This is a genomic window from Flavobacterium sp. NPDC079362, from assembly GCF_050267765.1.
GTDB classification, from domain to species: Bacteria; Bacteroidota; Bacteroidia; order Flavobacteriales; family Flavobacteriaceae; genus Flavobacterium; species Flavobacterium azizsancarii.
Map to the genome: position 1 here is coordinate 17,226 of NZ_JBNNFM010000007.1, position 25,820 is coordinate 43,045.

Consider the following 25,820-nt stretch of genomic DNA (forward strand, 5'->3'; position numbering starts at 1 on the left):
TTTCAGATATGTTTAAAATAAAAAATAGAAATCTTAAAATAGCAAGTGTAGTCATTATTATAATGGCCGTTTCTTCGTGTAAAAAAATTTCCCAGAAACCACAACCGATTGTGTACTCAGATTATGCTGCCTTTGACTGGTTTGATTATCAAGGAAAAGATGATGCTTATACGAATGTATCCAAATCAGATGCCGAGTATCTGAATCCAATTTTAGCTGGATTTTATCCTGATCCAACTATTTGCAGAGTAGGTAATAAATTTTATCTGGTGAATTCCTCATTTTGTTATTTTCCGGGATTGCCCATTTTTGAAAGTACCGATTTGGTAAACTGGAAACAAATAGGGAATATTATTGACCGTCCTGAACAAGCTAATTTTGGGAATTCGAGATTATCAGGCGGAATGTACGCACCAACGCTTCGTTATCATAACGGAACATTTTATGTGATTTGTACCAATGTAAGCGGAGTAGGAAATTTTATTGTTACTGCTAAAAATCCAGCTGGTCCATGGTCAAATCCAATGGTGATTCCGGGAGTTGACGGAATTGATCCGGATATCTTTTTTGATGATGACGGAAAAGTGTATATCACCCATAATGGCCCTCCGCCAAATAATATTTCGATTCATGACGGACACAGAGCCATTTATATGTTCGAATATGATTTAGCAAAGCAAAAGATTACAGGCGAACCAAAACTGGTGATTAACGGAGGAACGGATATGGCTATAAAGCCAGTTTGGATAGAAGGTCCGCACATTATAAAAAAGAATGGATATTATTATATGATTTGTGCTCAGGGCGGAACCGGATTTAATCATTCTGAAGTAGTTTTTAGAAGTAAAAATATTTACGGACCCTACGAAAGTTACAGTAACAACCCAATAATGACACAATCGCATTTAGACCCGAATCGCAAAAATGAAGTTTCGACAACGGGACATGCTGATTTTGTAGAATTACCTAACGGAGATTGGTGGACAGTATTTTTAGGCTGCAGACCATACGGAATGGATTTGTATAATACAGGAAGGGAGACGTTTATGATGCCGGTAGAATGGAAAAATGACTGGCCAACAATTGTAGATGGAAATAAAGCAATCCCAATGATTCATAAGAGACCTAATTTGCCTCTTTCAAAAGAAAAAACCGAACCAATGAATGGGAATTTTGTTGCTCATGATGATTTTGAGAAAAGCAAATTAGATTTGAAATGGAATTTTATCAGAACGCCTTCTGAAAAATGGTATGACTTGAAGGATGGTAAATTATTAATGAAACCAAGAAAAGAATCGATTCATACCGAAACGAATTTTTCTTTTATTGGAAGAAGACAGCAGCATTTAAAATTTGAAGCTTCGACAAAATTAGAATTTACACCAAAGACTACTTTAGAAACTGCCGGGTTTGTCGCCTTTCAGAACGAGAAAAATTATTTGCTACTTGGGAAACGACTGAATGCGGACGGAAAACCGGAAGTTTTTTTGGAAAAAAAAGCAAGTAAAATTAATGATGGAAAGCCTGAGATAGTAGCTAAAAAAGAACTTGCAGGAAATGCCATATCGCTTTTCTTAAAAATAGAGGGAAAGGCGAGATATTATGATTTTTATTATAAAACAGAAGAAAAAGCACAATGGATTTTGTTAGCCAAAGATGTTGACGGAATTATATTAAGCACAAAAGAAGCAGGAGGATTTGTGGGTACATATTTGGCGATGTATACGTCGAGCAATCATTTTTAGAAAACGTGTTTCCGTTCATTATGTCAATTTCGATCACGAAGCTTCGGGAGAAATGTAAAAGGGATATTTTGAGAAGCCCCAGCGGGACGGCATATTTATAAATCTTTATGGGTTCATAATTGTCGTTTATGTTATTTCGACGAAGGAAAATCACATGAGTTGAGAACGCAATGTTTAGAAATATTTTGGGGAATATTGTATGTGATTTCTCCTTCGTAGAAATGAAATGATGGTGGAAAGCTAACATTTTTATTATAAAAGTGTTTTTTTATAAAAGACATTTGCCTATATTAGCATACCAGAACAGAACAGTATGCAAAACAAAGAACAGGAAGAATTTGTCTTTACAATAAATCACGATAGTGACATCCCGAAATACCAGCAATTGGTCAACGGAATCAATAATGCGATTGCGGAGAATGTTTTACAAAAAGGAGATTTGCTTCCTTCTGTAAATGCGATTTGCAAGACCAATCAGTTGTCGAGGGATACGGTTTTTAAGGCGTATTCTATTTTAAAGGATCAAAAAGTTATTGATTCAGTGCCAAATAAAGGATATTATGTTTCGGGCGAAACCAGAAAAGTACTTTTAGTATTAGATACTTTCAAGGCTTATAAAGAGGTTTTATACCATTCGTTTGTAAATAATCTGGCTGATAATGTGATTACAGATGTTCAGTTTCATCATTATAACATAGACGTTTTTAAGGCGATAATTAATAATAGCGTAGGAAAATATTATAAGTACGTGGTAATGAATTTTGACCACAAAGAAGTTTTGCCAATATTATCATCAATTTCTAATGAAAAATTGCTTTTGATTGATTGGAATGTTCATTCGAAAAAAGAGAATAATTACATTTTTCAGGATTTTGGGAAAGCATTTTACAGCGCTTTAAAAGAAGCAATTGATTTGTTTCGAAAATATAAAAGTATCCATTTTGTTTATCCGGATTATACAAATCATCCAAAGGAAACATTGGAGTTTTTTAAGAAATTTTGTGCTGATTTTAATTTTGAATATAAAATTATTACAGACCCCAAAAAGTTCAACATCGAAAAAGGAATTGCCTATATAAGTGTGAGTGACAGAATTTTGGGACATTTTTTAGAACAATGCAAAGAGAAGGATTTAGAACCCGGAACAGACGTTGGATTTTTATCGTATAACGAAACGCCAATGAAGAAATTTATATACAAAGGAATATCAGTTGTGTCGACTGATTTTAAGGAATTAGGAACAAAAGCGGCAGCATTTATCACACATGATGAGGTTGTTCAGAGTTATGTATCAACGAATTTAATAGTAAGAGAATCATTATAAGTTATGTATTATATAGGATATGATATTGGAAGTTCTTCGGTCAAGGTTGCCTTGGTTGAAGCCGAAACAGGAAAAAAAATAATCGTTTTGCATGAACCGCAAAACGAAATGGAAATTGTGTCATTGCATCCGGATTGGGCAGAGCAGGATCCTGAAATTTGGTGGCAGCACATTTGTGTGGCAACAAGGCGGGCAATTCGTGAAGCTAATATTGAGGCTTCTAAAATTCAGGGAATTGGTATCTCTTATCAAATGCACGGACTCGTTATTGTGGATAAAACACGCAACCCATTGCGTAATGCAATCATCTGGTGTGACAGTCGTGCGGTCGAAATAGGCAATACGGCTTTCGCCGAAATAGGGCAGGAAAAATGTATGGAACATTTATTGAATTCGCCTGGAAATTTTACCGCTTCGAAACTAAAATGGGTGAAGGAAAACGAACCTGAAATTTACAATCAGGTTTACAAATACATGTTGCCGGGAGATTATATCGCCTACAAATTAACCGGAGATATTACAACCACAAAAAACGGTTTGTCTGAAGGTATGCTTTGGGATTATAAAGAAAACAAAGTAGCAAATTGGCTGTTGGATTATTACGGAATCGATCAGTCGTTAACACCGGATATTGTAGAGAATTTTACAAATCAGGGTGTTTTAAACGAAAAAGCTTCAATCGAATCAGGACTTCCTATAGGGATTCCGGTGGTGTACAGAGCCGGAGATCAGCCTAATAATGCATTGTCATTAAACGTATTAAATCCGGGAGAAGTTGCAGCAACAGGAGGAACTTCAGGAGTTTTTTATGCAGTGAGCGAAATGTCATCCGGAAAAAGCACCAGAGTAAACAACTTCGTGCACGTTAATTACGAATTAGATACACCCAGAATTGGTAAACTATTAAACATCAACGGAGCTGGAATTCAGTACCGTTGGCTGCGAAATAATATGGGCGACGAAACCTACGAATCGATGAACAGGAAAGCATCAAAAATTGCGATTGGTTCAGATGGAGTAGTGGTGATTCCGTTTGGGAATGGAGCCGAGCGTATGTTTAACAATAAAAATATAGGAACACATTTTCTAAACCTCAACTTAAATATTCACAACAGTGCACATTTGTTCAGAGCTTCGCTGGAAGGAATCGCCTTTTCATTTGTCTACGGGATGGAATGTCTCAAAGAGGATAATGCGACAATAAATGTAATTAGGGCAGGGAACGATAATTTATTTCGCTCAGAGATTTTTTCGAATACCGTAGCAACTTTAATCGGGCATGAAATCGAAATTTACAACACAACCGGAGCAGTAGGAGCGGCAAGAGCAGTAAGTTTAAAAGATGGTGATTATAATAAATTTGGTTCAGGCATAACGACCAACGATCACGTCATGACTTTTTTACCACTAAAAAATGCAGCACCTTATGAAGAGGCATACCAAAAATGGAAACAAGAATTAGAATTTATATTAACACATAAAAAATAAAAAAATGATAGTTTTAGGCAATAAAGAATACTACAAAGGTATTGGTCAGATTAAATTTGAAGGAAAAGAATCAGATAATCCGTTAGCATTTAAATATTATAATCCGGATCAGGTTGTAGCGGGAAAAACCATGCGCGAACATTTTAGATTCGCCATTGCGTACTGGCATACGTTCTGCGGACAAGGAAGTGATCCGTTTGGTCCGGGAACACAAAATTTTGCCTGGGACCAATCTTCAGATCCAATTCAGGCAGCAAAAGACAAAGCCGATGCAGCGTTTGAATTCATAAGCAAAATGGGCTTTGATTATTTCTGTTTTCACGATTATGATTTAGTGGCTGAAGGACCAACTTTTGCCGAATCAGAGAGACGTTTGGTTACGATTACAGAATACTTGAAAGAGAAAAAAGCAGCATCCGGAATTAAATTGCTTTGGGGAACATCCAACTGTTTTTCGAACCCGAGATTTATGAACGGGGCAGCTACAAATCCTGATTTTAATGTGGTAGCAAGAGCAGGAGGACAAGTAAAACTGGCTCTGGATGCAACAATTGCTTTAGACGGAGAAAACTACGTATTCTGGGGCGGGCGTGAAGGATATATGTCATTATTAAACACAGATATGGGAAGAGAATTAGACCATATGGCACAATTTTTAACCATGTCCAGAGATTACGCAAGAGCACAAGGTTTTAAAGGAACATTCTTTATAGAACCAAAACCTATGGAACCATCAAAACACCAATACGATTTTGACTCGGCAACTGCAATTGGATTCTTAAAAGAATATGGTTTAGATAAAGATTTCAAAATCAATATCGAAGTAAATCACGCAACGTTGGCACAACATACTTTTCAGCATGAGCTTGAAGTTGCTGCAAAAGCAGGAATGTTAGGAAGCATTGATGCCAATAGAGGAGATTACCAAAATGGTTGGGATACAGACCAATTCCCTAATAACATTCAGGAAACTACAGAGGCGATGCTTGTGTTTTTAAAAGCAGGCGGATTACAAGGCGGCGGAGTTAATTTTGATGCAAAAATCAGAAGAAATTCAACAGATCTTGAAGATGTATTCCATGCGCATATTGGCGGTGCTGATACTTTTGCAAGAGCTTTATTAACGGCTGATAAAATTATCACCTCTTCGCCTTATGACAAATTAAGAAAAGAAAGATACAGCTCATTCGATACAGGAAAAGGAAAAGATTTTGCTGACGGAAAATTAAACCTGAAAGATTTGTACGCTATCGCACATGATAATGGAGAATTGAATTTGCAAAGCGGAAAACAGGAATTGTTTGAGAATATTATCAATCAATATATCTAATATATAGAAAGACCTAACAGGTTTTTTTTAAAACAAGTTAGGTCTCATTAAAAATCTGGAAAAGAAATCTTGTCCAAAATAATTAATGTGATAGTCGTATAAAGTTATTTGCATAAAGTGAAATATTGAGAAATGTGTATTATGATTATGACGGGTTTTTTAGCTTTGAGATTCAGAAAACAGATTGAAGGTTTAGTTACTGTTTTCTAATTCATAAGCTGAAAAAGTTACTTCATGAAAAGCTAAATGAGTTTGTCATTTCACAAGAGGAGAAATTACACAAGCAGCTTAACAAACATTCTCTCTTTTTGTTGCGGAAATTCTAGTGTGATCTTTCCCTGGTCAAGATGACAAGATTATGCTGAAACTACATTTGTAAATAAACTTTACCGTACTTCTACAGAAGTTATAAAATATAAAATGCACATTTTTACTCACTAAAACATTACTTGGATTACTGGAATTTACAAGAAATCTTTGTCAAAGTTTTACACTTTGACAAAGATAATTATGCGAATCTTATTTCTTTCTTTATAACCAACCTTAAACAAAAAAAGCATGAAATTTTTTATAGATACAGCTAATCTGGAAGACATCAAAGAAGCTCAGGCTTTGGGAGTCCTGGATGGCGTTACAACAAATCCGTCTTTGATGGCCAAAGAAGGAATTACAGGAAAAGACAATATTTTAAAACATTACCTGAACATCTGCAGTATTGTAGACGGCGATGTTTCGGCAGAAGTCATCTCGATCGATTTTGAAGGAATGATCAGAGAAGGCGAAGAGCTTGCAGCTTTGCATCCGCAGATTGTGGTAAAATTACCTATGATTGCAGATGGTGTAAAAGCCTGTAAATATTTCTCTTCAAAAGGTATCAGAACCAATGTTACCTTAGTGTTTTCAGCAGGTCAGGCATTGCTGGCAGCAAAAGCCGGAGCGACTTATGTTTCTCCTTTTTTAGGAAGACTCGACGATATCTCGACAGACGGAATGCATTTGATTGCTGAGATCAGAGAAATTTACGATAACTACGATTATCAAACTCAAATACTTTCGGCTTCGATCAGGCACACAATGCACATTGTAAATTGTGCAAAAGTAGGATCTGATGTAATGACAGGACCGCTTTCTGCAATAAAAGGATTGTTGAAACATCCTCTCACAGATATTGGTTTAAATCAATTTATAGAAGATGCGAAAAAAATGAAATTATAAGTTTTTGCAGCAAAATATAATCATGCAAATAGTTACATTTTTATGTAACAAATTACAAAGTCCTTTCAAGCTAATTTGAGAGGATTTTTTTTATAGTATAAGCAACCGATTGTTTGATTTAGGTTTTTTTGATAAGTTAGTCGTTTTATAGTTAATTCATTGTCGTTGAATAGGGTAAAAGGTTTTTTTAGACGCTTTAATTAGTGTTTTAGGCAACTTTTAGTATCATTTTTTGTAATTTATTTTTGACTAAAATGAAGCAGTTTAGAAAAAATAGCTGTTTTTCTTTTTTTATGTTTTTTTTAAGATTTCCGATCAAATCATTTGATATCTCTAACGTTTTCGTAAGTCATATTCGTTATTTTGCGATTTGTTTAGTTTTTTACAATTTTAGATAAGTATAATGTTTTTTTTAAACAGTATTTTTTAATAATTCGAAAAAATAATTAACGCAACCGATTGTGTGTTGTTGTTTTTTATATATATTTGTTTTGATAAAGGCTTAAAAAGTAGATAAAAACTGCAAAGAAAAATGCTGTAAATAAGTCTCAAAATAAAAAACTAACTAAACCATACTATTAACTTATTAAACCAATTATTTATGACTAACTTTTTAATTACTAAAAGCAAATCGAAATACTTTAAAAATCTGGGTTTCCTGATTCTGATGTTCGTATTTTCTGCTGTGGTAAATGCGCAAACAACAGTATCAGGAACAGTTTCGGATAGTGGCGGTCCAATACCCGGAGTAAATATTATTGTAAAAGGCACTAACATTAATACGATTTCAAATTTTGACGGTACTTATACTATTAAAGGACCTTCTAACGGAATTTTAGTTTACAGCTTTATAGGCTACAAACCAAAAGAAGTTGCCATCGCTAATAAAAGCAATATAGATGTAACGCTCGAAGAAGACCTCAACAATCTAAAAGAAGTTGTAGTAGTAGGATACGGCACAATGAAAAGAGGAGATTTAACCGGTGCCGTTTCTTCTGTAACCAGTGCGGCAGTATCACAATCTGTAGCCACCACTATAGATCAGGTTTTGCAAGGACGTGCAGCAGGTGTAAACATACAGCAAAATAATGGTGCTCCGGGTTCCAGTTCTTCCGTTCGTATTCGTGGTATAAGTTCGATTACCGGATCAAATGAACCAATTTATGTAATCGATGGTGTTGTCATTGATGGTAATACAGGTTCTATGAATAGTAATCCGCTGGCAGGTATAAATCCGTCAGATATTCTTTCGATAGATGTTCTAAAAGATGCTTCTGCAACAGCCATTTACGGATCAAGAGCAGCAAATGGTGTAATAATGATTACAACCAAAACAGGAAAAAAAGGAGATCTTACCTTAAATTTTGACAGCTATGTAGGATGGCAGGAAATTCCGAAGTACTTGCAGGTTCTTAATCTTAGAGAATACGGAACATTAAAAAATACCCGTGCAGATTTAGGAATCGTACAACGTGACAATAGTTTTATTCGTCCGGATTTGTTGGGAAATGGTACAGATTGGCAAAAAGAATTATTTACAACCGCCATGATGCAAAGTTATAATCTATCAGCTTCAGGAGGATCTGATACTACTACATATGCTTTGGGACTTGGATATTTAGATCAGGATGGTATTGCAATTGGTTCATCATTTAACCGTTTCAATCTTCGCGGTGTTATCGATTCTCAGGTAAAAAGCTTTTTGAAATTGGGCGTAAATATGGCTTTAAGTAAAACAGAGCAAGTAACCACATTTACAGATGGCTCATTGATACTGACAGCGCTTAAGCAAACACCAAACGTTGCGGCACGTAATGCTGATGGTACATTTGACGGGCCTGATACAACTGAATTTGTGCAAAATAATCCGCTGGGTCTGGCTTTAATGAGAGACAATCACAGCGAAAATTATGGAATCAGAGCCAATACTTATGCTGAAATCAGTTTTTCGAAAGCATTAAAGTTTAAATCACAATATTCTATCGATTATAATTTTGGAAACAATTACACCTTTAATCCTTCCTATACTTTTGGAGCACTTGTAAATGATGTTCGCGAAGGAACCAGAACTAAGACGTTAAGCGACAACTGGATTTGGAATAATTTATTGACTTATAATAAAATATTTGGCAAACATAATGTTACTGCCATGTTAGGAGAAGAAATGCAGGAACAACACTGGGAGAATTTGTATGGTTACCGTTCAGGTTACATTACCAATGGAGCGACTGATTTGAATGCGGGCGATCCTACAACAGCAAGAAATTCGAACGGGAGCATTACAAGATCACTTAGTTCTTATTTTGGAAGAATGTTTTACTCTTTTGATGACAAATATCTTTTAACAGCAACATTAAGAAGAGACGGATCATCTCAGTTTGCCAAAGAAAATCGTTGGGATTGGTTCCCGTCAGCTGCTTTAGCCTGGAAAGTCTCTAATGAGAATTTCTTAAAAAACAATCAGACAATTAACAATTTGAAACTACGCTTAGGCTGGGGTATGGTTGGTAATCAAAGCGTTCCTGATTATGCATATACCTCTGTTTACGGTACATCGGCAACAAATTGGGGAAGCGGACAAATTGCAACAAATACTGCAAATCCGGACTTAGGATGGGAGAAAACAAAATCCAGTAACATTGGTTTAGATCTTGGTCTTTTTAAGAACAGAATTGAACTTGTTGCAGATGTTTATTATAAAAAAACAGATGGATTATTACTTGATCTCGCACTTCCTGCCTATGCAGGTACATCAGGACAAGGTTCTACTGCGCCGCCAACATACAATATAGGATCTCTTGAAAATAAAGGGATCGAATTTACGCTGAATACTACAAACATGCAAAGAAATGACTTTAGCTGGAAATCCAGTTTTGTTTTTTCTATGAATAGAAATAAAGTGCTGTCCCTTAATACAGAATCGGGAGTTTATGACAGAACGCTTCAGCAAGGTTCAGATGTAACTGTCGTTACACGTACTGCGGTTGGTCAGCCTATGGGGCAATTTTATGGATATAAAGTAATTGGCCGTTTTGAGAAAGCTACAGATTTTTATTATAAAGACAAAGACGGAGCCGTAAAACCAACTGCTTTACCGGAAGGAATGGTAATTGGCGAAAATGGGGTTTGGATTGGTGATTATATGTTTGAAGATGTAAACAAAGATGGCGTTATAAACGAAAAAGATTTAGGTTATATAGGTAATCCGTCACCTGATTTTACTTTTGGTATCGGAAACACATTCTCATTTCTTGGGTTTGATATTAATATTTTGCTGACAGGATCTTATGGTAATGATGTCTTAAATTATCAAAGACGCTGGTTAGAAAATCCACGAGAAAACACCAATTTATTAAAAACAGCATTAGGATATGCACAACTCGAATTAATTGATCCAAACGGGCCAAATGATTATCGCAACGTTCAAATTGTAGGCGGAGATCCCTATATGCCAAGAATAGGAGCGTCATCTGCATCATCAGCCTCTAACTTTCGTTTAAGCAATCGATTTGTAGAAGACGGATCTTATGTAAGAGTAAAAAATATTTCGATAGGATACAATCTGCCTAAAAAATTGTACTCGAAATATGGTATTTCTAATATCAAAGTCTATTCGAACGCACAAAATGTATTGACATTCACTAAGTACAAAGGATATGATCCCGAAGTAGGATCTATTAATCAAAATGCCCTTTTAACAGGTATTGATAATGGACGTTACCCATCGCCAATCATTACAACTCTTGGATTAAATGTTAATTTCTAAAATACTACCAACAATGAAAACAAAAAATATATTTCACAGGGTTCTTATGATCACGTTGCCATTTATTTGGATGAGTTGTAGTGATTTTTTAGAAAATGAACCGGAAGACAGAATTACAAAAGAGAATTTTTATAAATCCGAATCTGATTTTCAGGCAGCAACAGGACCACTTTACAACAAAGTGTGGTTTGACTTTAATGATAAATTCTATTATGGTTTAGGCGATGGTCGTGCCGCAAACCTATATGCTCCTTTTTCTGATTATGTTTATCCGTTTACAGATCTGACAGAAACAGGATTAACAGGACCTTTAGTTTCGGCCTGGGGATCTTTGTATAATGTCGTGCAGCAATCTAATAATGTTATTATTGGTATTACAGGCAGCAGTGTCAACGACAACCTTAAAAATAAATACATAGCCGAAGCACGTTTTATGAGAGGAACCGCATATTGGTATTTAGCATCATTGTGGGGAGACGTAATTATTTCTACAGATCCGAGAGAATTAGTAAAAAATCCAATTGTAAATAAAAATCCGTTAAAAGATGTTTACGAATTCGCCATGCGCGATCTCGAATTCGCTGCCAAATACCTTCCGGAAACATCCGGTCAGTCAGGACGATTAACAAAATACAGTGCTTTTGGAATGTTGTCACGAGTATATTTATCATATTCCGGAGTAAGTGACAACCCTAATAGCGGTACAAGAACTCAGGAATATCTTGATTTAGCCAAAAAAGCAGCAGAAAAAGTAATTACCGCAGGACCCTACAGTCTGATGCCCAACTATGCTGATTTATTTATGGTAGAAAATAACAATAACACTGAGTCAATGTTTGCACTGCAATGGGTTGCTAACGGAGATTTTGGAGTAAACAATACACAACAGGCCTACTTTGCATTAGGTTCTGATATTACCGGTGATGATGCCGCATGGGGATATTGGACAAGGGCTTCTTATAATGTTTTGCAGGAATATGAATCTAAAGATACCCGTCGTAAAGCAACCTGGATGGGAAATAAAGACCATTATGCCGAAATTAATAAAGCAAATGGAGGTTACACCGTAGATCATGCAAATGATTTTCTTACCGTAAAAAAAGGAGTAGTAGGATCGACAAAAGACAATTCTAAAATTACCCGTATGAACTCCGCTCTAAATACCTATATGCTGCGTTTAGGCGAAGTGTATTTAAATTATGCCGAAGCAGCCTTAGGAAATAACACAACAACCGCAGACGCTCTTGCCTTATCCGGAGTAAACAAACTTCGCGTACGTGCAGGTCTTGATCCTAAAACAACACTTACCTATACAGATATTATTCACGAAAGAAGAGTAGAGCTGTGTATGGAAGGTCAGTATTGGTATGATCTGGTTAGAAGATCCTATTATAAACAACAAGAAGTTGTAAACTATATAACAGGACAAAACAGAGGAACGATTACACCAATTCTTTATGATTCAGCCACAAATGCAGTTTCTGTTGATGCCACAAAAAGTACCAGTTCCCGTGCTGTGGGCGTAATTGATGCCACCATATTTGTTTTGCCTTATCCGGAATCTGAGCTCGTTCAAAATCCGTTATTGAGAGAAAATCCTGTTCGGTATCAGTTTACCGAGGAAAGAATAAAAGACCTCTTCTAATCATAAGAATAATAAATCTAAAAGAAAGATTATATGAAATATATTTTAAATAAAAAGTATTGGGCGCCCATCGCATTTCTTGGAATGATGGTTTTTAGTATGCTGTTTACTGCTTGTGATAATAATGATTCTAATGGTAAAGCAATAACGATTAGCAGAGTATTTCTCGAAGATGTAAATTCGACTGTACCCGATAGAGAAGTTTCTTTTGCCAGATTAGGACAAACATTACGTATAGAAGGTTCCGGATTTACAGGATTAAGAAAAGTTTATATCAATGGATATTCAACTTATTTTAATGTTGTTTTTGTAAGCGACAATTCCATGCTTATCAATGTTTCTGCAGATACACCTACAATCGATGCCGATGCTTCCGTTCGAAATACTATTCGATTTGTGAATGACAGTAATGAAAACATATTCGCATTTGAAATTCGCTCATCAAATCCCGTTATTGACAGAATTTCAAATACATTACCAAATCCCGGAGAAACCATAACAGTTTACGGAACAGGTTTAACAGAAGTAAGCAAAGTAACTTTTCCTGGTAATATTGATGTTACAAACGGAATTACTTCAGATCCTGATGGTGAGTTTTTCACCGTTAAAGTTCCTAACGGAATTTCAGACAACGGAGGTTCAATATTTGTTCAGAGTTCAAACGGAGGTGCTTATTCCCCGGCTTATTTTAATTTCAAAAAAGGTGTTTTAATAAATTTCGACGGACAAGGTCAGCACGGATATTGGGGAACCAGTACAAGTATGATTCAGCCTGGAGATTTAGAATCGGTAGTGTTAGGAACAGGAAATACTTCTCAGGGAAAATATGTTCCTCACCATCCAGCGCGTCTTCCTGCTTTTGACACCAAAGTTCGTCAATCAGAAGTTTGGACAGCTGGAACCGGCGTTGATAACTGGAGAACTCAATTGACACCTTATATTCCTGCAAATACACCGCTTGACAAAGTAGCGCTTCAATTTGATATTTATGTTCCTGATGCGTGGAAAGATTCAGGATACTTAAAAATGTGTATGGTCAATAATTTTAATGGAGGAGAATGGACAGGTGCTGTTTACAATTACATTCCGTGGTTAGTAGACGGAAAATCAGTTGCTTTTCAAACAACAGGCTGGACAACAGTTACCATTCCGTTAAACAAATTCTATGCATGGTCAAAAGAAGCATTTACTTTCGAAACCGTTTTAGCCTATCGTGAAGCACAGACTTATCAAAATTTTGGAATTTATTTTGAAAATTCTGATGTAAAAATGAAAGACGTTTTAGGAACTGCAAGCGAAGTAGAATTTCCTGCAAAAGCAACAGCTGTAAAAGTATACACAGACAACTGGAGAATTGTTTCACTAAATACACCAGTTGCTAATGATTTTCCCTGATTAATAAAGTAGTCAAATACTAAATTGAGAAAAAGGCAAATGGTGTAATTAAAAAAAATAAAATAAAAATGAAATGTAAATATATAATTCCTATAATAGCCACGTCCTTAATGACTTTAGTGTCATGCGACGATAACAAAATGGACTGGGGAAAAGATCCGGACCATGGTGCAGTAACAGGCGCAGAACTTCCGCTGGAACTGGTGGAAAAAATTAGTAGATATCAACCTTTAAAAACGTATACTGATTTTGTTTTAGGAAACGGAATTGGAGCTGATTTATACATGAGTGATGCTGCCTACAGAAAAATAGTAAACGAAAATTTTGATGAGGTAACACCAGGTTACGCCATGAAACACGGCGCCATGGTCAATGCCAAAGGCGAAATAAATTTTGCGACTATCGATGCCTTTATTGCAGAAACAAAAAAAGCAGGACTAACAGTTTTCGGACATACTTTAGTCTGGCATTCCAACCAAAACGCAAGTTATTTAAATGGTCTTATTGCCCCAACTGTAATTCCGGGTTCCAGCGGAACCAATATCCTTGACGTAGCAGGTTTAAAAAGTGGCGCTTTTACCAATTGGGCAAGAAATAATCCGGGAAAAGGAATATCGATTGCAGCAAATTCCGGTTTAGCAAGTAACTCGCAGGCCATTAAATTAGAATCTGGTGCAGCTTCAGCGCAATCTTATAGTTTGCAGCTAACGTCTCCAAACATTCCAATTGTAACAGGACATAACTATGAAATTTCATTCTATATTAAATCAGATGTCACCGGTAAAGGGAGGATTTCTTTTAATGCATCTTTAACGAATCCGTATCCTTATAAAGATTGGTTTAGCAACGAAGCAGCATGGACGGAAGCTTTTGCAACAACAGCAGTCTGGCAGCAAGTTAAAATTAAATTAGCTCCGGGAGATTTTAAAGCAGGAAGTACCACTTTTCAGTTTAATCTGGATTTAGGATATCTTCCAAATGTGACTTATCTGATTGATGTAAATACAATAGCAGTTGTAGATCTTGATGCTGTATCAGGTGTTGTCAATTTAATTCCTAACGGAACTTTTAATTCAGGGATTACAGGCTGGAGTCAACAGAATGGAGCAGCAGGTTCATTAACTCTTGCAAGTGCCGCTAATGCTTATGAAGGAAGTGGTGCCATGAAAGTAGTAAATGCAACGAGCACACCTACAGAGCAATATAAAACTCAAATTAATGGGCTTTTCAGTTCAGCTTTAGTAGCAGGAAAAAGTTATACAATTTCGTATATGATTCGGTCTGAAGCACCTGGGTCTGTAAGATGTTCTATCACGCCACAAGCATTAGCCAATTATCAGGGAGATCAGGCAACTTCGACAACCTGGAAACAAATTAAGTGGGAAATTATTGCAAAAGGAGGAGAAACAGGTTTTAATTTTGATTTAGGAGCAGCCTCAGGAACGTATTATATTGATAATGTAGTAGCGACTTCCGGAGAAATTTCCGGCGGAGGTGTAACAGCGCCAATAAATATTGAAAAAACCGATGCCGAAAAAACAAAAATCATAGGAGATGCAATGAAAGACTGGATTTCTAAAATGATGATTCATTACAAAACAAGCGTTTTTGCCTGGGATGTAGTGAATGAACCAATGAAAGAAGACGGAACATTAAGAACCGGTAATGAAGGCGATACTGCGACAGATTATTTTTCGTGGGCAAAATATCTAGGGAAAGATTATGCCGTAACAGCATTTAAATTAGCTCGTCAAAATGGGAATACTACAGACAAGCTATTTATAAATGATTATAATCTCGAATCAAGATTAGACAAATGCGAAGGTTTGATTAAATATGTAGAATATATAGAAAGTCAGGGCGGAACAGTCGACGGAATTGGAACCCAAATGCATATTGGCCTGACTACAGATAAAGACAAGATCGTTCAGATGTTTCAAAAATTAGCCGCTTCAGGAAAATTGATTAAAATTTCTGAATTAGATGTAAGATTAGGAACAAATGCACCAACTGTAGCGCAACAAGCTGCTCAGGCCGAGATGTATCAGTTTGTAATTGATATGTATAAAAAATACATTCCTGCGCCACAACAATATGGTATCACTATTTGGGGCGTGTCAGATAGTGTTAAGGAACATGAATTCTGGCTTCCTGATGAATCACCAAATCTTTGGGATGCCAACTATGTTCGCAAACATGCCTACAAAGGAACTGCTGACGGACTTGCCGGAAAAGATGTTAGTAAAGACTTTTCAGGAGAATTGGTAAAACCTTAAAGTATTTCTATAAATAAATCCGTAGAACGAATCCAAAATGGGTTTGTACTACGGATTTTTTACCCTTGTTAATCAGTTTAAATCTTTAGTTAAAGCTGAAATTATAATAATTGATTTTAATAATAAATGAATTAGAATGTTTGAATCAAAAAACAGATTGTTTTTACTCTTATTATTGGTGGTACAGTTTGGATTTTCTCAGGATAAAATACCCAGCCTTCAGAAAAAAGGAGATAAGACCCAATTGATCGTTAACGGGAAACCTTTTATTATACTTGGCGGCGAATTAGGAAATTCTTCGGCCACAAGTATGGAAAGTATGGAACCTATCTGGCAAAAATTGACTGATATGAACCTGAACACGGTTTTAGTTCCTGTTTATTGGGAATTGATCGAAAAGGAGGAAGGGAAGTTTGATTTTTCATTAGTTGATGATTTAATTCTCAGAGCAAGACAAGAAAACCTGAAATTAGTCTTTTTATGGTTTGGATCCTGGAAAAATAGTATGTCAAGCCATGCTCCCGAATGGGTAAAATTAAACCAGAAAAAATATCCCAGAATAAAAGACGACAAAGATAAAAGCCATGAAATCTTAACGCCATTTAGCGAAAATAATTTACGGGCAGATTTACAAGCTTTTCAGAAATTGATGGGGCATATAAAAGAATTCGATCAAAAAGAGCAAACCGTAATTATGGTTCAGGTCGAAAATGAAATTGGTATGTTGCCAACCGCCAGAGATTATCATACGTTGGCAAATGCAGCCTTCAAAAACAATGTTCCCGAAGCATTAATAAAATACATGCAGAAAAATAAACAGAATTTAGTTCCTGAATTTTTCGAAGTATGGAAAAAGAATGGCTTTAGAACCTCGGGTAATTGGGAACAAATTTTCGGAAAAGGATTGCACACCGATGAGGTTTTTATGGCGTGGTATTTTGCTGAATTTACCAATAAGGTAGCCAAAGCCGGAAAAGAAAGTTATCCAATCCCAATGTTTGTAAATGCAGCATTAAATGCACCGGAGAAAAAACCGGGAGAATATCCCAGCGCCGGACCATTGCCTCATCTAATGGATGTTTGGAAAGCTGCCGGAAATTCGATAGATTTTCTTGCCCCCGATTTTTACAATCCTTCATTTAAGCACTGGAATGATTTATTTATCCGTCAGGGAGATCCGTTATTTATACCTGAACATCGCTTTGATGCCAGTGCACCTTTCAAAGGATTGTACGCCATTGGTCATTACGAAGCGCTTGGTTTTTCGCCTTTTTCTATTGAATCCGTTACCGATGCTAAAAAAGAGCCGTTAGGAAAAATATACGATCTGGTCAGACAATTAACGCCTGTTATCGAAGCCAATAAAGGCCAGGGCAAAATTGATGGCGTTCTATTAGATAAAGAAAGCCAATTGGAAATCATTAAATTAGCTAATTATGAGTTTACATTCAAACACGATTATACCTTAAATTGGTCAGATGATGCAAAAGAAGAAAGCTGGCCAATGTCAAGTGCAATTATTATTCAAACAGGTACTGATGAATTTTATATCGCAGGATCTGGAGTTGTAGTCACATTTAAGCCATTAAAAAATACAAATCTGAATGTAGGGATTTTAAAAACAGATCAGGGAATATTCGAAAATGGAGAATGGAAAACGATCCGACATTTTAATGGAGACCAAACCCATCAGGGAAGACATATTAGAATATCCGTAGGCGATTATGAAATTCAAAAAGTAAAATTATACACCTACGATTAAATTATCCTAACAGGTTTTCAAAACCTGTTAGGTATTATCAATTCAAAAACAGTTAACCGCGAATTTCACTAATTTTCACGAATTGCATTTTTACATATCAGAATAAAAAAAGTTGCCAAATCTGCGAGACAAAAAACAGCCACAGATTAAAGGATTAAAATGATTAAAAAAACCGGTGCAAATCCGTTTTATCCGTATCATCAGTGGGCAAAAATAATTAGTAACAAAAAAAGAAAATCAAATTATTTAAATAAAGTGAATAGAAAAATCTGCTAAATCTGCGAGAGAAAAAAAGCCACAGATTAAGAGGATTAAAATGATTAAAAAAAATCCGTTCAAACCCGTTCGATCCGCACAATCAGTGGGCAAAAAAAATCTCTGGCAAAAAAAAACAATATCAAATGAGAAAAATAATACTGTTAATTGCATTACTAGCGAGTATTGCTATAAACGCACAAATAAAACTGCCGCGTTTAATAAGCGACGGTATGGTCTTGCAGCGTAATACCAAAGTCAAAATTTGGGGTTGGGCTTCTGCCAAAGAAAAAATAGAAATTACTTTCAACAATAAAACATACAAAACGGTAACTACCAATGAAGGAAAGTGGATGATTGTTCTTTCGTATCAAAAAGCTGGAGGTCCATATGAAATGATTTTAAAAGCAAGTAATACAATTGTCTTGAAGAATATTCTTTTTGGCGATGTTTGGGTTTGTTCCGGACAATCGAATATGGAACTTCCTATGGAGCGTTTGAAGGATAAATACAAAGATGTGATTGCTAAAGCAGAAAATTCAAATATCAGACAATTTCTGGTTCCGGATCAATATTATTTTGCCAATGAGAAAGAAGATTTTACTTCAGGAGAATGGATTTCGGCAAATCCCGTAAGCGTTTTGCAGTTTTCAGGCGTGGCTTATTTTTTTGCCTTAGAAATCTATGAAAAGTGTAAAATTCCAATTGGTTTGATAAATTCCGCTTTGGGAGGATCTCCTGCAGAATCCTGGATCAGCGAAGAAAGCGTAAAGAAATTTCCCGATTATTATCCCGAATTTTTAAAATATAAAGACGGAACACTCGAAAAACAAATCGATGAGAACGATCGAAAAATAAGCAATGATTGGTACAAATTAGCCAATGCTACAGATCAAGGATTGAAGAACAACTGGAAAAATATGGATTTAGACGATACCAATTGGAAAACAATGAACGTTCCGGGATATTGGGCGGATAACGATTTAAGAAATATAAATGGAGTAGTCTGGTTTAGAAAAGAATTTACGATTCCGAAAGTAAAAGAAAAAACCGCAAAACTTATTTTAGGGAGAATCGTAGATGCCGATTCGGTTTTTGTAAACAATCATTTTGTAGGCACAACTTCATATCAATATCCGCCAAGAATTTATTCTTTTGATGCCAGTATTTTAAAAGAAGGCAAAAATGAAATTGCCGTTCGGATTATTAATAATTCAGGTAAAGGAGGTTTTGTTATCGACAAACCTTACGAGCTGGTTCTAGGAAATGATACGCTTGACCTAAAAGGGTTGTGGAAATATCAATTAGGAGCCAAAATGCTGCCATTGCCGTCACAGACTTTTGTACGATGGAAACCAGTTGGATTGTATAATGCAATGATCGCACCTTTAAAAAATTATTCGATAAAAGGCGTTTTGTGGTATCAGGGAGAATCCAGTACTAAAAAGCCATACGAGTATTTTGGATTAATGGAATCCTTAATTACAAATTGGCGATCACAATGGCAACAGCCAAAATTGCCTTTTTTGTATGTACAGCTCACTAATTTTATGGAACCAAAACCGGAACCCGTCGAAAGCAATTGGGCAGAATTAAGACAGCAGCAACTCAATATGCTAAAAATACCCAACACCGGAATGGCAGTTACAATTGACTTAGGAGAATGGAACGATATTCATCCTCTAAACAAATACGATGTTGGCAAAAGACTGGCATTACAAGCCAGAAAACTGGTGTATGGGGAGAAGAATTTAATTGCTTCAGGACCACTTTTTAAACACATAGAGAAAAAAGAAAATAAATTGATTTTAAGCTTCACAGCTGTAGGATCAGGTTTAACAGCCAAAGATTCAAAAACTTTAAAAGGATTTGCAATTGCAGGCAATGATGGAAAATTTGTTTGGGCAAATACAACTATTGAAGGTAATAAAGTAATAGTTTGGAGCGATGTTATTATTGATCCTGTTAAAGTGAGATATGCCTGGGCTGATAATCCTGTAGAGGTAAATTTATGCAATAAAGAGAATTTACCGGCTTCACCTTTTGAAGCAGATTTAAAATAGAAAAGAATAGTTGAGGTTTGATATCCTAATGAATTTAAAAATCCAAAGTTGACAATTTGTTTACTTTGGATTTTTTTTGTTTTTTTTATAACGAATAAGCTATAAAAAAAGAAAAACCCTCAACATTTGTTGAGGGTTTGAATACTGGCGGAGAAAGAGGCTCCGCAACCTATATCGAAAGTACCAGTAAACACTGGGTGTTATGTTTTTTCAAAAAAGAAGGGCACCAATAGGGCACTCTTAAAATTATTGGGTTTTTAAACCTCTGTAAATGTCGTAAAAATAATCGACAAATAGTCGAAAAATTTCATAAAAATGGAATGTGATTTTTACAGTTTGGAAAAAAATTGTGTGTTTTGTTATTGATTCGTGGTGGTTTATTTTTAAAGCTTCTTCCAAAAAAGAAGTGCCAATAAGCTTGATAGCTTTTGGAAAAATATACATGTTTATGTAAAGATTTTAAACAAATTTAAAGCTATGGTTCGAGTCCTGTTCCCGCTACTAAGAAAAAGCTTCAGACACTAGTGAACGTAAAAACGTCTTATTCTAAAAAGTTCAAAATATTTACGCAAAATTGTTTTAGAAACTTATACTAATTGATTCTTCATGTATATGTATAAGAAAGAGGCTTGCTCTAGCAGGAAAAGTTTAATTTGAGTATCAATACTTCAAAGCTTTGAATGTTTTTATTTAACATTATGGTTTTCCGTAATGAAGTTTTGTTTTTATTAATGTTATTTGTTTTTAATACTTTTCTTGGTTGGAAAGTTATTATTAATTTAATTAAATCAAACTATGAGTTATTTAAAATCACAAATGCTTTATGATGATGGGAAGCATTATAAATGGACTGCAAAAGCGGATGAAGACGATCCTTATTACACAAAAGGAACTGATTATTCGCAATTAAACAGAACTGAAGGTTATGAGGTTCTTTATTTTATAAATCATATTGGTAAAAAACATTGGACAAGTGCCCCTGCGAATACGTCTACATACAATAAAATCGAAAGAATGATACGTTATGCAGTCCCTCCGGAGATAAGAACTCATAAGAAAATTGCAGATTGGATAATTACAAACTGGAATAATGCAAATTAAAAACCTACGTTGTTCTTTTTTTGAGTTTTGTAAAATGTTCTTAATCTTAGCTAATTAGAAGGTCTTGCGAACACACCAAAAAGCCATAAATAGTTAAAATTAAAAAAAGCTTTAGATTTCTCTAAAGCTTTTTACCTTAGTAGGGGGAAGCATTCAATTATCTAACCACTTTATTGAAGATTATTTCATGATTATTTCACTTGCATCTTAAAATAGATATTGAAAAATCTTTAGCTATTTTGGAATTTTTAAAGACAACAATAGTTATAAAGGCGCTTTGAAAAGCGCCTCCATCAGCAAAGGAGTAATTAGATTCGGTAGTTATAATTAATGAATCCAGTAGTGTGATATCAACAAGTGTTCCGGCTTCTTTTTCGTGTTCTCTGTTTATCTGCTTCATAGGCTGTGAGTTTCCTGAAGGATGATTGTGAATCAAAGATGTAGCATTGCCATAAGAGCTGAGGAGAATATTGGTGTTGTCTACAGCAGTTCTCGCAATTCTTCGGATTTGCCAGATCATCTTAAATACAAACCAACTTTTTCATTAAGCCTAAGGCAAATTCCATTGTTGCAGTTTTTAGCTGTTGGCAGTTTCGAAAGTAATTAAGTCGGGTCTGCCATAGTGTGTATACATTAGAAATTCGCAATCTGTATCTTGAATTTTAATATTTAAGTTTTCACCAATATCAATACCTATACTGATCAATTTTAAAAAAATTTCTCTCCTTTTCGAAAATATTTGAATATCATTTATCAATTCACTTAGAAAATTAATTTCATCTTCTGTGAGGCTCCGACCTAATTTGTCACTTGCTTTAATTATTACATCATGTATTAAGGACGTTCGAATAGAATTAGAAATAAAAGAAAGCCAATTATCATAAAACCTTTTCGTAGACTGTTGCTGGAGAAGGTAGAGAATGCGAATATAATATGCAGTACCTCGTTTTATTGATATAGGTAAAAAAGTACCCGTTACTGTAATGGCACCAACTTCGAAAAATGCGTCATGTATTTGATTTACATACCCATAATTTGGAGAAGTATTACAGCAAGAAAGAAATACAATTGGTGCAGAAATCTTGTGTTTAGAAATTTCTCTCCCAGTTAATCGCTGATTACCTATTGTTAGAAAAGTCTCTTTACTATTTGCATCAATATTTCCATGACAGTCAAACACTAAAATTGTTGGTTGATATTTACGAACAGCCACTGCGATTTCTTTAATTGAATTGCAGTAAACGTACTTGTAACCCAATTTCTCTGCATTGTCGGTGATCATTTTATAACTGTTATTAAACTCATGATCTAAATTATTCTTAGCATCACCTGATAATATAATTAGGGTTTTTGATAAAACATCATCGGTTACTACTAGATTTAATCGATTATTGGCGGAATAATTATTTAAAATTCCTTGATAATTTGCCTCAGGAATTCTACATATATCGTGTGAAAAACAAAGTGGAACGCTATCAATAGTTAACCATTCTATAGGAAGATCCGAAATTACGAGCAATTGACCTTCTCTTTCTTTTATATAGTTTTTGAGTTCTTCAGAAAGTGTATGATTTGATAATTTCTCACCGAGCTTGAGCAACGATTTAAAAATGTTTCGTAACGAATTCTGCGTTTGAAAATTTGCATTTGCGGGGTTAAACATCGATAACTCTCTATATATAGAATAACCAATTAGAGGCGCACGAAATATTGGAGAGAATGTAAAAGAGGACTGCAAATAGGCGATTGCATCTAGGAATAGTAGCTTTGGCTTTACCAGCTCCTCTAATACAAGTTCAGCAATTTTTTGCTCAGTATTAATATTTTCAGTTTTTGTCTCTCCCTCGTGACGATATTCTAGATTTTGTTCCATCCCGTAAAACCCTGTAAAAAGTTTATGAAGCTGCTCGGATTCCTTATTTTTTAGATAAGATTTTATAGCAGGGTTAAAGAATGGAAATGTTGCAATTAGAATTGGCGCATTCTGGTTTTGCCTTAGATTTTTATGAACTTGGTCAATTTCGGTTATAATTTTATAGAGAGCATGACTTCGTTCAGCGGGAATATTTTCTCGATTCTCTGGATATTTTACTTTCCAAAACTTATTTAATGTTTGCATTAATATTAGAAAGTTTGGTATTAGAGGATTGAAGTCCAAAACAGAAGAAGCGTTTTCGTTTTCATCTAAATTGAGTGTCAAGTTTTTATAGCTAGGTGATTTTTGAGCAAACATTTGCTTTATACCTGGAAAATCTCTTTTAAAAGAGGCTAACAAGTGTGCAAGTGACTCAAAATAGTGATCTTTTTCAAGCGAGATTTCGAGAGGGGAAGTCGGTTCACCAAAAAAACAGAAATAAAAGTACTTCTGGTTTGTACTTTTTATAGAAGCGATTATATTATCTTTATTTTTACAGTTGACATCAACAATATACACAACTACGCGATAGTCTAAATCCAAAATTTTACTATAACCTATTATCGGATTTATTCTTGATTTAAACCCTTTTTCTTCAAATATTAATATGCTTAATGCAGGATTTAACAAAGTGTGATTTTCGGATAAAGTAAAATATTTTTGTTGATCTTCAAGCTGTATAAAATCGCGTGGAAATCTTTGTAAATAATGAAAGATATTATTCTTTTTATCTGCAGAAAAATTTATTGGATCTTTAATTGAGAAATCACTCTGAATAACAATATACTGAATTGAGGAACGTGATATATTTCTAATTTTCATAATAGTAGTTTAATCTTCTTGCGCCTAACTTATTTATATCTGTAATAAGTATCTCACAATATCTGATTCCAAATATATAATTTTAAAAATGTAAATCATCAAATGTATTTTTTATCTGCGTTAAGTTTTTTGTATTAAATTAATATGTATTTAGATTGTAAGATGTAAGCGTCAAAAATAAGAAAAAGGAACTGAAATTGAAAGTGCAAAGTATGTACTTCCACCGCCACCACGACCACAAATTCTTGAGGGAATAAAGACGACATATAAGCCGTTTGGCGAGATTGTTGTTTTGGGCTTAATTTAAAGATTGCTTTGTATTGTAAAATTTGTGTTTAACCGAAAAATCTCGCATCTTTATTCTCCAACATCGCCAATCGCTAGAACATTGACAGTAATTTGAGGGAAAAATGAGAAAAGGAATCTGTCACTTATGCGACAAGGAAAAAGACTTAGCTGAAAGCCATATTATCCCAAAATTTGTTTATCGCTGGATGAAAAATACTGGAGGACAATATTTTAGAACCGCTTTAAATCCAAACCAACGAATTCAAGATGGTCTCAAGAATCATTTGTTATGTTTCGCTTGTGAACAAAAATTTAGCAAGTATGAAAAATGGTTTGCAGATAATATTTTTTTTCCTCATTTACAGAACAGTTCCAGATTTCTCGAATATGATGAAAATTTAGGGAATTTTATTATATCTGTTCTATGGAGAAGATTACTCCTAAATAAAATAAATGGTCAAGAATATTTTGAAAAAGTATTTAATGATTGGAAATTATATTTAGATAAAAAAACTGTCCTTCAGAATGACAAAATACATTTATTATTTCTTGGAGATATTTGGGGAGAGGATAGTCAGCCCAATGAATTTGTTCATAGATATTTCACTCGCGCAACAGACACAAATATAGCGGAAATCGATGATGACATAATTGTATTTGCTAAATTTTCAAGATTTCTAGTTTTTGCTGAACTAAATAGTAATAAACAGAATTTTAGAGGAACAAATGTGTATTTTGAGAAAAGTAGATTTCCATTTGCACAATACATCGACAATGGAAAAATATCTCTTTATTTCCTAGACCGAGCTGAAAAAGTTTTCAACTTAGCTTTAAGCAGAATATCAGAGGAAGAACAAGCAAAAATTTTATTTGAAATAAACAAAAATTCTAAAAAATTTTGGAATTCTGACGCTGGAAAATCTGTGATATCGGATATTAATAATGAAGTTAAACCATATACGGTCGATGAAAAAATGAAATATGTATGTGATATTTGTTTGACTTCAATGAATGAACCAGAAGGGCATTTATTACGAACCTATGAAATTATACAATCACAAAAATACTGGAAGTTCATTTTTAGTAAAAATAGTTATGGCATTGATAAAGAAGGGCTACAACAGCGATTAGATTATTTTAAAGAAATTTCATCTTCTCCTACACCGTGGATTATTTGTGATAACTGTATTTCAATGTTTAATTTAAAAAACATCGATAAAAACAAAGCTTACATTAATAAATGGATTTCTACAAAAGGAAAATTTAAACCTAATAAATGTGGTGATTTTAGGAATTATTTAGGCGAAGAAGAAATAAAAAGGATACCTGGAATGATAGCAGGTATAAATTAAGGGTTTTACCTATAATAAAAACTACTGCTAATAGCTAGAGTTTCATTGTTGGCTTTTCAAGCCCAACGAAACTCTAGC

At 34.7% G+C, this 25,820-nt stretch carries 15 protein-coding genes; 13 read left to right on the plus strand and 2 right to left on the minus strand.

Going from position 1 to position 25,820, the window contains the following annotated elements; all coding sequences use genetic code 11:
• The first annotated feature begins 8 nt into the window (after positions 1-8).
• From ACQKCJ_RS08705 to ACQKCJ_RS08760, 12 genes are all read left to right on the plus strand, one after another.
• Positions 9-1,745, plus strand: a complete 1,737-nt coding sequence (locus ACQKCJ_RS08705; RefSeq protein WP_427401829.1) for a glycoside hydrolase family 43 protein — start codon at positions 9-11, stop codon at positions 1,743-1,745.
• A gap of 313 nt (positions 1,746-2,058) precedes the next feature.
• Positions 2,059-3,069, plus strand: coding sequence for a GntR family transcriptional regulator (locus ACQKCJ_RS08710; protein WP_427401830.1), 1,011 nt, complete (start codon positions 2,059-2,061; stop codon positions 3,067-3,069).
• Between the two features lie 3 nt (positions 3,070-3,072).
• Entirely contained in the window at positions 3,073-4,557 is a 1,485-nt protein-coding gene (locus tag ACQKCJ_RS08715) for a xylulokinase (protein WP_427401831.1), read from the plus strand.
• Between the two features lie 4 nt (positions 4,558-4,561).
• Positions 4,562-5,887 (plus strand): xylose isomerase, encoded by a 1,326-nt coding sequence (gene xylA / locus ACQKCJ_RS08720; protein WP_427401832.1) that lies wholly within the window; start codon positions 4,562-4,564, stop codon positions 5,885-5,887.
• A 558-nt stretch (positions 5,888-6,445) separates the two neighbouring features.
• The gene (fsa, locus tag ACQKCJ_RS08725; RefSeq protein WP_427401833.1) at positions 6,446-7,102 is read left to right on the plus strand and encodes a fructose-6-phosphate aldolase; all 657 of its coding nucleotides are present in this window, start codon (positions 6,446-6,448) and stop codon (positions 7,100-7,102) included.
• A 601-nt stretch (positions 7,103-7,703) separates the two neighbouring features.
• Positions 7,704-10,868, plus strand: coding sequence for a SusC/RagA family TonB-linked outer membrane protein (locus ACQKCJ_RS08730; protein ID WP_427401834.1), 3,165 nt, complete (start codon positions 7,704-7,706; stop codon positions 10,866-10,868).
• Positions 10,869-10,881: 13 nt separating this feature from the next.
• On the plus strand, positions 10,882-12,513 hold the full coding sequence (locus ACQKCJ_RS08735) for a RagB/SusD family nutrient uptake outer membrane protein (RefSeq protein WP_427401835.1): 1,632 nt from the start codon (positions 10,882-10,884) through the stop codon (positions 12,511-12,513).
• 33 nt (positions 12,514-12,546) lie between these two features.
• Entirely contained in the window at positions 12,547-13,908 is a 1,362-nt protein-coding gene (locus tag ACQKCJ_RS08740; protein WP_427401836.1) for a glycan-binding surface protein, read from the plus strand.
• A gap of 68 nt (positions 13,909-13,976) precedes the next feature.
• On the plus strand, positions 13,977-16,184 hold the full coding sequence (locus ACQKCJ_RS08745; protein ID WP_427401837.1) for an endo-1,4-beta-xylanase: 2,208 nt from the start codon (positions 13,977-13,979) through the stop codon (positions 16,182-16,184).
• 136 nt (positions 16,185-16,320) lie between these two features.
• A complete protein-coding gene (locus ACQKCJ_RS08750; protein ID WP_427401838.1) occupies positions 16,321-17,946 on the plus strand; it encodes a DUF5597 domain-containing protein in 1,626 nt (541 codons plus the stop codon).
• Between the two features lie 401 nt (positions 17,947-18,347).
• Positions 18,348-20,264: a sialate O-acetylesterase gene (locus ACQKCJ_RS08755; protein ID WP_427401839.1), complete on the plus strand. Its 1,917-nt coding sequence runs from the start codon at positions 18,348-18,350 to the stop codon at positions 20,262-20,264.
• A 795-nt stretch (positions 20,265-21,059) separates the two neighbouring features.
• Positions 21,060-21,365, plus strand: a complete 306-nt coding sequence (locus ACQKCJ_RS08760) for a hypothetical protein (RefSeq protein WP_393047525.1) — start codon at positions 21,060-21,062, stop codon at positions 21,363-21,365.
• A 196-nt stretch (positions 21,366-21,561) separates the two neighbouring features.
• Here ACQKCJ_RS08760 and ACQKCJ_RS08765 read toward each other — a convergent pair whose 3' ends face one another.
• Positions 21,562-21,885 (minus strand): JAB domain-containing protein, encoded by a 324-nt coding sequence (locus ACQKCJ_RS08765; protein WP_427401840.1) that lies wholly within the window; start codon positions 21,883-21,885, stop codon positions 21,562-21,564.
• Positions 21,886-21,942: 57 nt separating this feature from the next.
• Entirely contained in the window at positions 21,943-24,102 is a 2,160-nt protein-coding gene (locus tag ACQKCJ_RS08770) for a hypothetical protein (RefSeq protein WP_427401841.1), read from the minus strand.
• A 410-nt stretch (positions 24,103-24,512) separates the two neighbouring features.
• Here ACQKCJ_RS08770 and ACQKCJ_RS08775 point away from each other — a divergent pair, with 410 nt between their 5' ends.
• The gene (locus ACQKCJ_RS08775; RefSeq protein ID WP_427401842.1) at positions 24,513-25,742 is read left to right on the plus strand and encodes a hypothetical protein; all 1,230 of its coding nucleotides are present in this window, start codon (positions 24,513-24,515) and stop codon (positions 25,740-25,742) included.
• The last annotated feature ends 78 nt before the right edge of the window (positions 25,743-25,820 follow it).